A 10,001-nucleotide genomic window follows, 5' to 3' on the forward strand; every position below is an offset into this window, starting at 1 on the left:
TCATCTCGCGCCGCAGCTTCACCCGCCATTCGGTGACGGCGAAGGTGAACCAGACGTAGAGCGCGATGGTAGCGATGACGACGGCGGCATATTGCCAGCCGAAGACCCAGGCGAAGATGCCCGCGACCATGGTCAGTTCCAGGATCAAGGGGCCGATGGACAGGAGCATGAAGCGCAGCAGGAAATCGACGCCCTTCACCCCGCGCTCGATGATGCGGGAGAGGCCCCCGGTCTTGCGGGTGATGTGATAGCGCAGCGACAGCTGGTGGATATGGGTGAAGGTCTCGATCGCCAGGCGACGGATCGCGCGCTGGCCGACGCGGACGAAGACCGCGTCGCGGAGTTCGCCGAAGACGACCGAGCCGAGGCGGGCAAGGCCATAGGCGACGACAAGGCCCACCGCGCCGAGGCCGATGAGCGCGCGCGGGTCGGTCCCCGCCTCGTTCGACAGGCTGTCGACCGCGAGCTTGTAGACGTAAGGGGTCGAGACCGAGACCAGCTTGGCCGCGAGGAGGAAGAGGAGAGCCGCCACCACGCGGCGCTTCACCCACCCCTGCCCTTCCGGCCAGAGATAGGGGGCGACGCGGCGCATGGTAGAGGTGGAAGTGGCCGACGCGGGGACAGTGCCCTGGTCAGCAGAAGTAGCGGTCATGGTGGTGCGGCGCATCGGCTGTCCTGGGCAGCGTCCGGTCCGGCCAACGGGATTGCGTGGCGGGTCCGGGTCGGCTATGGTCAATTCAAGGTTTCTTGAATATTTGAACGATGGACCGAAGTAAAGCCCTCGCCGCCCTCTCGGCGCTTGCGCATGAGACGAGGCTCGACCTGATCCGCCTGCTGACGCCGCGGGGCGCGGAGGGAATGGCGGCTGGCCAGATCGCGGAGCAGCTGGGGATCGCCGCGCCGCGCCTGTCGTTCCACCTGTCCGCGCTGGAGCAGGCGGGGCTGTTGCGGTCGCGGAAGCTGGCGCGGCATGTGTTCTACAGCGTCGACACGCATATGGTCGGAAACACGCTTTCCTTCGTGCTGAACGATTGCTGCTGCCATCACCCGGATGTGCTGGCGGCCTGTTCGCATGGTCGGCGCGTGGGCCCCGATCAGGGCGAGGCCGCAGTTTCCGGGACCGAGAACACCTGACCGGGATAGATCAGGTTCGGGTCCTTGATCTTGTCCTTGTTCGCCTCGAACACCTGCACATAGAGCACGCCGTCGCCGTAGCGTTCCTGCGCGATGCCCCAGAGGGTGAAGCCGGGCTGGACCGTCACCGTCACGGGCGCGGCGGCGGGGGCTGGCGCCGGATCGGCCTGCGGCGCAGCGGGAGCTTCCGGGGCGGCGGCGGTTTCCGGGGCGGCCGAAGCGGGGAGCTCCACACCCGGCTCTGCGGCAACGGGCTGCGCCCCGGGCGTCTCCGGCGCGACGGGCTCGGGGGTTGCGGCTTGCGGCTGGGCCGGGGCCTCGGGGGCCGCCGCAAGTTCCTGGACGGCAAGGTCCGGGCCCGAGGCAGCGGCCAGGGCCTCCATCGTCTCGCGTTTGAAGGGGGTCTCGAAACGGGAGGTGACCTTGCCCGCGCCATCCATCTGGTCGACGCGCAGGGTGTAGATCCCCGGCGTGGTGTCGGGCAGCGTCGCGAGCCAGAGGCCGCTTTCCGGCACCTGCGCCGTCGCCGTCTCGGCATTGTCGAGGTAGATGCGCAAGCCTGCCCCTGCCGCACCGCGCCCGCCGATCTGCACCTCGCCCGCGGGCGTGTAGGTGATGGTGTCGATCATCACGGTGGCGCCGGACAGGGCGGGGGGTTCAGGCATGGCGGGGTCTTGCAACAGGACCGCGCCCTCCTCGGACAAAAGCAGCGCGGGCGGGGCGGCGGGCGCCTCGGCGGCGGCAAGGGTGTCCTCTGGCGCGGGTGCCCCGGCGGTGGGGGCGTCGATCGCGGTTGCCTCGGCAGCTGCGAGCTTCGGGCCTTCGACCGGGCCAAGGGCGACCATCTCGGCCGAGGGGACGGGGTCCTGCTGCGGCAGGGTCATCGACAGCCACATGAGGCTGGGCTTCGGGTTCGGCGCCAGGGTGAAGAGGATCGCGAATTCACCGGATGCGGTGGCGGTGCCGCTGGCGACGGCGGAGCCATCGACCATGACCTCGACCGTCGCGCCGGGTTCCGCGCTGCCCGAGACGACCGCCGCGCCATCGGCTGCCACGCGCCAGGTGTCGATCACCGGCGGGGCGGGCTTCACCGGCTCGGCGGCGGGGGCGGGATCGGGCTTCGGCTCGGCGGCGGGTGCAGCGGCGGGATCAGGGGTCGCCTGCGCCGGTGCGGCGGCGGCGACCTCGACGGCTGCCACCGGCGCCGGATCGGGCCGGGTCAGCTGCCAGACGGCATATCCGCCACCCGCCACCACCGCCCCGCCCAGAAGCAGGACCGCCACCTGTGTCCCCGGGCGCAGAGCCCCGAATGCCGCCATCCCCGTCTTCCCCCCGACCATTCCGTCGTGCGCGCTTTGCATTTGTTGTCATCAGGAATCGCTATATGACGGGGCAAAGCAACCATTTTCGAGCATCCCCATGTCCCTTCGTTCCGTCTGCGTCTTTTGCGGCTCTCGTCCCGGGCGGAACCCGGCACATGGAATGGCCGCCCGCGACACCGGGGCGATGCTGGCGCGGAACGGCTGGCGGCTAGTCTTCGGCGCGGGCGACGTGGGGCTGATGGGCGAGGTGGCGAAGGCGGCCCAGGCGGCGGGTGCGCCGACGCTGGGGGTGATCCCGGTCCACCTTCTGGGACGCGAGCGCCGGGCCCGCGATGGCGGGCAGATGGTCGTGACCGAGGACATGCACGAGCGGAAGAAGGTGATGTTCATGAACTCGGACGCCGTGGTGGTGCTGCCGGGCGGCGCGGGGTCGCTGGACGAGTTCTTCGAGGTGCTGACCTGGGCGCAGATCGGGCTGCATGGCAAGCCGATCCTGCTGCTGGACATGGAGGGCTACTGGCAGCCGCTGCTGGCGCTCATCGACCATGTGATCGCCGAAGGCTTCGCGGATGCGTCGCTGAAGCGGCATTTCCAGCCGGTGCCGGATGTCCCCGCGCTGGAGGCGGCGCTGGCACGGGCTTTGGCATGAGGGGACGGAACGGGCCATCCGCTTGAGGACGGGTGCGTTTGCGGAAGCCGGCACGGCCTTCGCGCTGATCGAGGCAGACCGGCTGCTGCGGGGCGGGCCTGCGGGTGCGAAGCCTTTCCCCGAATTCTATCCGCGCGACGAGGTCTGGGCGCGGGAAAGCCCGGAACGGTTCGCCGCGCTGCAACCGGCCATCGCGGCCTGAAAGGCGGCGCAATAGGAAAGGCCCGCGGATTGCTCCACGGGCCTGTGGTTTCCGGCAACGGCGATCAGAGACCGGCGGCGACCGCTTCCCAGTTGACCAGCTTTTCCAGGAAGTTGGTCAGGTAAGCCGGGCGCTTGTTGCGGAAGTCGATGTAGTAGCTGTGCTCCCACACGTCGCAGCCCAGAAGCGCGGTCTGGCCGAAGCAGAGCGGGTTCACGCCGTTCTCGGTCTTCGTGACCTTCAAACTGCCGTCCTTGTCCTTGACCAGCCAGGCCCAGCCCGAGCCGAACTGGCCCGCCCCGGCTGCGGCGAAATCATCCTTGAACTTCTGCACCGAACCGAAGCTGTCGGTCAGCGCCTTTTCCAGCGCGCCGGGGATCTTCTTGTTCTCGCCCGGGGCCATCCAGGTCCAGAACTGGTTGTGGTTCCAGTGCTGGGAGGCGTTGTTGAAGATACCGTTCTGGGCAACCGCGCCCGCCTGGTAGGTGCCGCGGACGATGTCCTCGACGGATTTGTTCTCCCACTCGGTGCCCGCGATCAGCTTGTTGCCGTTGTCGACATAGGCCTTGTGGTGGAGGTCGTGGTGGTATTCCAGCGTCTCCTTCGACATGCCGAGGCCGGCCAGCGCGTCATGGGCATAGGGAAGATCGGGAAGGGTGAAGGCCATGGGGTCTCTCCTGTTGAGTGAAGGCTTGGCACGAATAAGGGGGCTTCGCGGCGGAAGGTCAAGGTGCTGATGCCTTGCATCCACCGGACGCCCGGTCACGGGCCTTTGGTCAACCCTTGGAAACCTTGCAGGTTCCGTCCCCGGTCCAGACATTGTCATATCCGCCCGGCTGCGCCCGGATAGTGGCGGGCTGCCCGTTCGAGCGATAGGAGAAGGTATAAGACATCTTGGACGACTGGCCACGGTTGTCCGCCCGGAAGCGCCAGATATAGGTCGAGCGCGCGTTTGTCCGGGCCTCCAGCTTGGCCGGGATCGGCTCGCCGACAAAATGCTTGATGACCGGATCGTAGACGGTGATTTCACCTGTCTTGTCATCCTCGGTCAGGATGAGCATCTCGGGAATCCAGCCGCCGCCACGGGATTCTTCCTGTTTGAACTTGCATTCGTAAAGGGTGATCTTGGCCTGCGCCGGGCTCAGGCCCGCAAGAATTCCCAAAACCGCAATCGTCGCCACCGCAAAACTTTTCTTCCGAAACACCTGTTTGCACTCCACCAGCTAAAGATACTGGCAGAATGCAATCTGCGGTGGTTCCGTCAAGCCGTCTCGTGCAGCCTAGCGCGCGGCGTTCGCCAGAAGGTCGAAGACATAGCGCCCGACCGAACGGAAGCAGACGACCGTAAAGCCCTGATCCTGCTGCCACATCGCCGCTGCGACCTGGGCCGTGCGGGTCCGGCGCAGCTCTCCCGGTTCCAGCTTGTCGAAGTCGACCGGCGCAAGCCTGGACAGCACTTCGGCGGCCCTCTCGCCTTCCACCCGGAAAACGGCGCGGGCGTCGGACACATCGACGGCCAGGTGATGCTCACCGGCGAGGGCCGTCGCGAGCGACTTAAGCGCGGCGGCGACATCGGCATAGGGCAGAATCAGCAGGTATTCGTCCGGGCTCATCCAGCCGCAGGCGCGGTCGCCGTTCACCTCGATCCGGCGTTGCGCCGGAACCTTGGTGCCGGTGACGGCCTTCACCGCCTTGTCCAGCGATTTCAGGCCCTTGGCGCGGAGCGTGATCATGCCTAGGGGGCCGATCTCGCGGATGGTGGCGAAGCCCTGAAAACTGGCGCCGTTCAGCGCCGAGACCGGATCAGACATTCTGCTTCTCCCCATCCTTGTCAAAGAACACCGCGTCGCGGACCCGCGCCTTCACGGTGCCACCGGCCACGGTGTTGAACTCCACCACCTCGCCCATCCGGCCAGGCCCCTGTTTCAGAAGGCCCATGGCGATGCCGCGCTTCAGCGTAGGCGAGTAGTAGGTCGAGGTCACGCGACCCTGCACGTTGCGTTGGCCGTTGGCGTTCACCCCTTCGGCGATGATATAGGCGCCGTCGGGGACGACCGAGCCGTCGAGCGTCTCGAACCCCACCAGTTTCCAGCGGTCGGGATTGGCGAGATAGGTGCGTTCCTGCCCGCGTTTGCCGAGGAAGTCCGCCTTCTTCTTGGAAATCGCCCAGTCGAGGTTCAGGTCCTGCGGGATCACCGTGCCGTCGGTTTCATCGCCGATCATGATGAAGCCCTTCTCGGCCCGCATGACGTGCAGGCACTCCGTGCCGTAGGGCATGGCGCCGAGGGCCTTTCCGGCCTCGACGCAAGCCGCCCAGAAGGCCGCGCCATGGCTGGCGGGGACGGCGATTTCATAGCTCAGCTCGCCGGAGAAGCTGATCCGGTAGACCCGGACCGGGAAGCCGCCGAGCGTGCCATCAGCCCATTGCATGAAGGGCAACGTTTCCTTGGAAACGTCCATCCCGCCAAGGGCTTGCAGCAGTTTCCGCGCGTTCGGGCCGACGACGGCGACCTGGGCGTATTCTTCGGTCACGTTGGCGGTGTAGACCTTCCAGTCCCACCATTCGCATTGCAGCCAGTCTTCCATCCAGGCATGGATGCGGTCCGCCCCGCCCGAGGTGGTGTGGCAAAGCCAGGTATCCTCGTCGATCCGGGCCACCACGCCGTCGTCGGACAGGAAGCCCTGTTCGTTGCACATCAGACCGTAACGGCACTTGCCGACCGGCAGCGTGGACATGACGCCGGTGTAGAGCATGTCAAGGAAGCGCCCGGCGTCCGGACCCTTGACGATGATCTTGCCGAGGGTGGAAGCGTCGAGGAGGCCGAGGTTGGTGCGGGTGTTGACGACCTCGCGGTGGACGGCCTGTTCATGCGTCTCACCCGCACGCGGGTAGCAGTAGGGGCGGCGCCAGAGGCCGACCGGCTCGAAGTAAGCGCCCGATTTCTCATGCGCTTCATGCATCGGGGTCCGGCGGAGGGGCTGGAAGATGTCGCCCCGCGATTCACCTGCCAGCGCGCCGATGGTGACGGGCGTGTAGGGCGGGCGGAAGGTGGTGGTGCCGACCTGCGGGATTTGCGAGCCCTGCGCATCGGCCAGGATCGCCAGGCCGTTGATGTTGGAGAGCTTGCCCTGGTCGGTGGCCATGCCGAGCGTGGTATAGCGCTTGGTATGTTCGACGCTGAGATAGCCCTCGCGCGCGGCAAGCTGCACGTCGGAGACCTTCACGTCGTTCTGGTAGTCGAGCCACATCTTGTTGCGATAGGCGATGGGCGCGCCCTGCGGCATGACCCAGACCGGCGGGATCGCGGCGGGCGTGCCGGAAAGGTCGAGATCGCCCGCGGCGGCGCCGACGACTTCCACCATCGCCGAGCCGTCGTGGTTCAGCGGCGGGCGGGTCGGGTCGGGGACGAAGGCGGAGATGGTCTCGTCCCAGTCGAGCTTGCCGCCGCAATGGCTCCACAGGTGGACGACGGGCGACCAGCCGCCGGACATGGCGACGGCTTCGCAGGCGATTTCCTCCTGCACGGCCCCCTCGCCCGCCTGGGCGCAGATGGTGACGCCGGTGACGCGCTTGCCGCCCTTGACCTTGGCGATGGCCTTACCGGTGAGGACGCGGATGCCTGCCGCGCGGGCGGCTTCGGGCAGCACGCCGGTGGCGCTGTCGCGGGCATCGAGAATGGCGGGCACGTCGAGGCCCGCAGCCTTCAGCGCCAGCGCGGTCTGGTAGGCGGAGTCGTTGTTGGTGACGACGACAGTGCGGTCGCCCGGCGAGACGGCGTAGTTGACGACATAGTCGCGCATGGCCCCGGACAGCATGACGCCGGGGATGTCGTTCCCGGCAAAGCTGAGCGGGCGTTCGATGGCGCCGGTCGCGCTGATGATCTTGCCCGCGCGGATGCGCCACAGGCGATGCCTGGGTCGCCCGTCGCCCGGCGTGTGGTCGGCGACGCGTTCGTCGGCCAGCACATAGCCGTGGTCATAGACCCCGAAGCCGCAGGTGCGGGTGCGGAGGGTGACGTTGTCACGGGCGGCAAGGTCGGATTCCACGGCGGAAAGCCAGGCTTCCACCGGCTGGCCATCGACCTCGGTCTGGTCGACAGGCGCGCGGCCGCCGAGGGTGGGGGCCTGTTCCAGCAGGATGACGCGCTGGCCCGCGTCAGCCGCGGCTTTGGCGGCCTTGAGGCCTGCGACCCCTGCCCCGATCACCAGCACGTCGCAGAAGGCGTAGGCCTGTTCGTAGCGGTCGGCGTCGGCCTCCGTCGGCGCTTTCCCGAGGCCCGCCGAGCGGCGGATGATCGGCTCGAAGACGTGCTTCCACAGCGGACGCGGATGCATGAAGGTCTTGTAGTAGAAGCCCGCGGGCAGGAAGCGGGCGACGTAGTTGTTCACCACGCCCACGTCGAATTCCAGCGACGGCCAGTGGTTCTGGCTGGTGGACTCCAGCCCGTCGAACAGCTCGGTCGTGGTGGTGCGCTGGTTGGGTTCCAGCCGGGCGCCGGTGCCGAGGTTGACCAGCGCGTTCGGCTCTTCCGGCCCGGAGGCGACGATGCCGCGCGGGCGGTGATACTTGAAGCTGCGCCCGACCATAAGCTGGTCGTTGGCCAGAAGCCCGGCGGCAAGCGTATCCCCCTGGAAGCCCTTGAGGCGCTTGCCGTTGAAGGTGAATTCGACGGGCGCGGTGCGGTTGATCAACCGGCCGCCCTTGGCGAGGCGCGTGCTCATTTGCTGTCCTTCCAGTCAGGCCGCCAGTCGGGTCGACGGGCCTGGATCTTGGCGATGATGTCGGCGGGGGGTTCGGAGGTCTGCGCGGGATAGGTGCCGAACACCTCCAGCGTGGCGGTGCAGCGGGCCGCGAGGAACCACTTGCCGCAGCCGTAGGTGTGGCGCCAGCGTTCGAAATGCACGCCCTTGGGGTTCTTGCGGGCGAACATGTAGGCCTCGAACTCCTCGGGCGAGGAGCCGGGGCCGAAGCGCTTGAGATGCGCCTCGTAGCCGGGCGAAAGCTCGGTCTCTTCGGCCTTCACGCCGCAGTAGGGGCATTCGAGGATCAGCATGAGGGTCTTCCCAGTTGTGCGGGGGTCATTCTTCGGGGTCCTGCGGGGCGCCGATGCCCGTCCGGAAGAAAGTCAGGAGCTCTTCCAGCGGCACGGCGAGTCGGGTGGGGGCAAGGCCTGCCAGCCAGCCCGCGATGCGGAACGGGTGCAGGTTGGCGGCGGTCAGGGCGGCGATGCAGGCGTCGTCGGCCGCAGTGCCGGGGGAGGAATGGACCAGGACCAGCGACGGACCGAACGCTGCGGGGTCAAAGCTGGAGAGCACCTGCGCCTCGTGCCCGCCCGCGTTGATCGCGATGATCTGGGCGCTGTCGATGCCGAGTTCCGTCAGCACGGTGTCCATGCGCAGGAAGGGCACTTCGGTGCTGGCGATGTCCTCGGGCAGGATGCCGGGCGTGGCGATGCGGTCGCGGATCAGCGAGGCGCGGCGCCGGGGCGCGCGGCGGTTGCGGGCTTCGGCTTCCGGGGTGAGGGAATGGAGCGGCAGGCTGGCCGAGACATCGGAGATCCCGAGGTTCAGGACCGCGACACGCTCGCCGTTCGCGTGCAGCGCGTCGAGCTGCGCGAAGTTCTGCGGATGCGGCTCGATCAGGAGGCCGGACCAGCCGTCATCCTGGAAGCGGGGCAACAGGGGGAGCCCGGTCTCACCATTGCCCGCGCCGACCTGAAGCACGAAGACCTGCCCGCGATGGTGGTCGTGGACCCCGTTCAGGAGCATCGTCAGGATGGGCGCATCCAGCTTGTGCGCGCGTTTGGGGATATAGGGGCCGAGGTCGCGGATCATGACCGGACCCCGGAGGCTGCGGCGCGCGCGGTCGGGCGCGCGCCGCAAGAGGTGTTACGGATTGGCCGGAGGCGTGGCAGGCTCGGCAGGGGCGGCCGGCTCGGCGGCGCCATCGGCGGGAGCGGGCTCAAGCGGAGCTGCGGTATCCGGTGCCGGGTCGATGGTGACGTTGGTCGTGGTGTCAGCCGGAGCCGCAGGCGGCTGGATGGTGACATTGGTGGTGTCGGACACCGGAGCGGTTGGGACGACCGCCCCCGAAGTGCCGAAGATGAGCCACAGGATGAAGCCCACGGCGACAACGAGGCCGCCGACGATGAGCGCCATGCTGCCGCCCGAGGATTCGGTCGTGCGGGTTTCGCGGACATAGGTCTTGTAGTGTTCTTGGTCGGCCATTGGACCATCTCCATGCTGTTTCGAACTGGCATGGAAACAGGGGCCGCGGGCGAGAGGTTCCGCCCGGGCAAGAAGGGGTCGGCAAGGAGTTGCCGACAGGAATGCATCAGTGCGCCACCCCGGCGGCGACGGATTCATCGATGAACTGGCCGTCCTTGAAGCGCCACATGTTGAAATCCTCGGCGAGCGGTCCGGGCTCGCCCTTGGCCATCAATTCGGCCATGGCCCAGCCGGAGCCGGGGATCGCCTTGAACCCGCCCGTGCCCCAGCCACAGTTGATGAAGCAGTTGCCGAGCGGGGTCTTCGAGATCAGCGGCGAGCGGTCGCCGGTCATGTCGACGATGCCGCCCCATTGCCGCAGCATCTTCAACCGGCTGATCATCGGGAAGGTCTCGACCAAAGCCCGGAGCGTTTCCTCGATATGGTGGAAGCTGCCGCGCTGGGTATAGTTGTTGAACCCGTCGGT

Annotated in this window: 13 protein-coding genes; 3 read left to right on the forward strand and 10 right to left on the reverse strand. The window is 67.5% G+C overall.

Going from position 1 to position 10,001, the window contains the following annotated elements:
- A partial coding sequence (locus tag V7Q39_RS15855) for an ABC transporter transmembrane domain-containing protein (protein ID WP_333817594.1) occupies positions 1 to 652 on the reverse strand: 652 nt, incomplete at its 3' end.
- Positions 653 to 762: 110 nt separating this feature from the next.
- Here V7Q39_RS15855 and V7Q39_RS15860 point away from each other — a divergent pair.
- Positions 763 to 1,134, forward strand: coding sequence for an ArsR/SmtB family transcription factor (locus V7Q39_RS15860; RefSeq protein ID WP_333817582.1), 372 nt, complete (start codon positions 763 to 765; stop codon positions 1,132 to 1,134).
- Here V7Q39_RS15860 and V7Q39_RS15865 read toward each other — a convergent pair.
- Positions 1,095 to 2,453, reverse strand: coding sequence for an Ig-like domain-containing protein (locus V7Q39_RS15865; RefSeq protein WP_333817583.1), 1,359 nt, complete (start codon positions 2,451 to 2,453; stop codon positions 1,095 to 1,097). The genes V7Q39_RS15860 and V7Q39_RS15865 overlap by 40 nt on opposite strands.
- Positions 2,454 to 2,553: 100 nt before the next feature.
- Between V7Q39_RS15865 and V7Q39_RS15870 the strand changes: the two genes are divergently transcribed.
- Positions 2,554 to 3,105, forward strand: coding sequence for a TIGR00730 family Rossman fold protein (locus V7Q39_RS15870; protein ID WP_333817584.1), 552 nt, complete (start codon positions 2,554 to 2,556; stop codon positions 3,103 to 3,105).
- A 22-nt stretch (positions 3,106 to 3,127) separates the two neighbouring features.
- Positions 3,128 to 3,307, forward strand: a complete 180-nt coding sequence (locus V7Q39_RS15875; protein WP_333817585.1) for a hypothetical protein — start codon at positions 3,128 to 3,130, stop codon at positions 3,305 to 3,307.
- A gap of 64 nt (positions 3,308 to 3,371) precedes the next feature.
- Here V7Q39_RS15875 and V7Q39_RS15880 read toward each other — a convergent pair whose 3' ends face one another.
- The 8 genes from V7Q39_RS15880 to V7Q39_RS15915 form a co-directional block, all read right to left on the reverse strand.
- A complete protein-coding gene (locus V7Q39_RS15880; protein ID WP_333817586.1) occupies positions 3,372 to 3,974 on the reverse strand; it encodes a superoxide dismutase in 603 nt (200 codons plus the stop codon).
- 109 nt (positions 3,975 to 4,083) lie between these two features.
- Entirely contained in the window at positions 4,084 to 4,512 is a 429-nt protein-coding gene (locus V7Q39_RS15885) for a hypothetical protein (RefSeq protein WP_333817587.1), read from the reverse strand.
- A 75-nt stretch (positions 4,513 to 4,587) separates the two neighbouring features.
- The gene (locus tag V7Q39_RS15890; RefSeq protein WP_333817588.1) at positions 4,588 to 5,118 is read right to left on the reverse strand and encodes a sarcosine oxidase subunit gamma; all 531 of its coding nucleotides are present in this window, start codon (positions 5,116 to 5,118) and stop codon (positions 4,588 to 4,590) included.
- Positions 5,111 to 8,029 (reverse strand): sarcosine oxidase subunit alpha family protein, encoded by a 2,919-nt coding sequence (locus V7Q39_RS15895; protein WP_333817589.1) that lies wholly within the window; start codon positions 8,027 to 8,029, stop codon positions 5,111 to 5,113. Before V7Q39_RS15895 ends, V7Q39_RS15890 begins: the two co-directional genes overlap by 8 nt.
- Positions 8,026 to 8,361, reverse strand: a complete 336-nt coding sequence (locus V7Q39_RS15900; protein ID WP_333817590.1) for a sarcosine oxidase subunit delta — start codon at positions 8,359 to 8,361, stop codon at positions 8,026 to 8,028. The genes V7Q39_RS15895 and V7Q39_RS15900 overlap by 4 nt, the downstream gene beginning before the upstream one ends.
- A gap of 25 nt (positions 8,362 to 8,386) precedes the next feature.
- Positions 8,387 to 9,142 (reverse strand): FkbM family methyltransferase, encoded by a 756-nt coding sequence (locus V7Q39_RS15905; RefSeq protein ID WP_333817591.1) that lies wholly within the window; start codon positions 9,140 to 9,142, stop codon positions 8,387 to 8,389.
- 54 nt (positions 9,143 to 9,196) lie between these two features.
- Positions 9,197 to 9,535, reverse strand: coding sequence for a hypothetical protein (locus tag V7Q39_RS15910; protein WP_333817592.1), 339 nt, complete (start codon positions 9,533 to 9,535; stop codon positions 9,197 to 9,199).
- 106 nt (positions 9,536 to 9,641) lie between these two features.
- A partial coding sequence (locus tag V7Q39_RS15915; RefSeq protein WP_333817593.1) for an FAD-dependent oxidoreductase occupies positions 9,642 to 10,001 on the reverse strand: 360 nt, incomplete at its 5' end.

The sequence above is a fragment of the Tabrizicola sp. genome, from assembly GCF_036781545.1.
Classification (GTDB): Bacteria; Pseudomonadota; Alphaproteobacteria; order Rhodobacterales; family Rhodobacteraceae; genus Tabrizicola.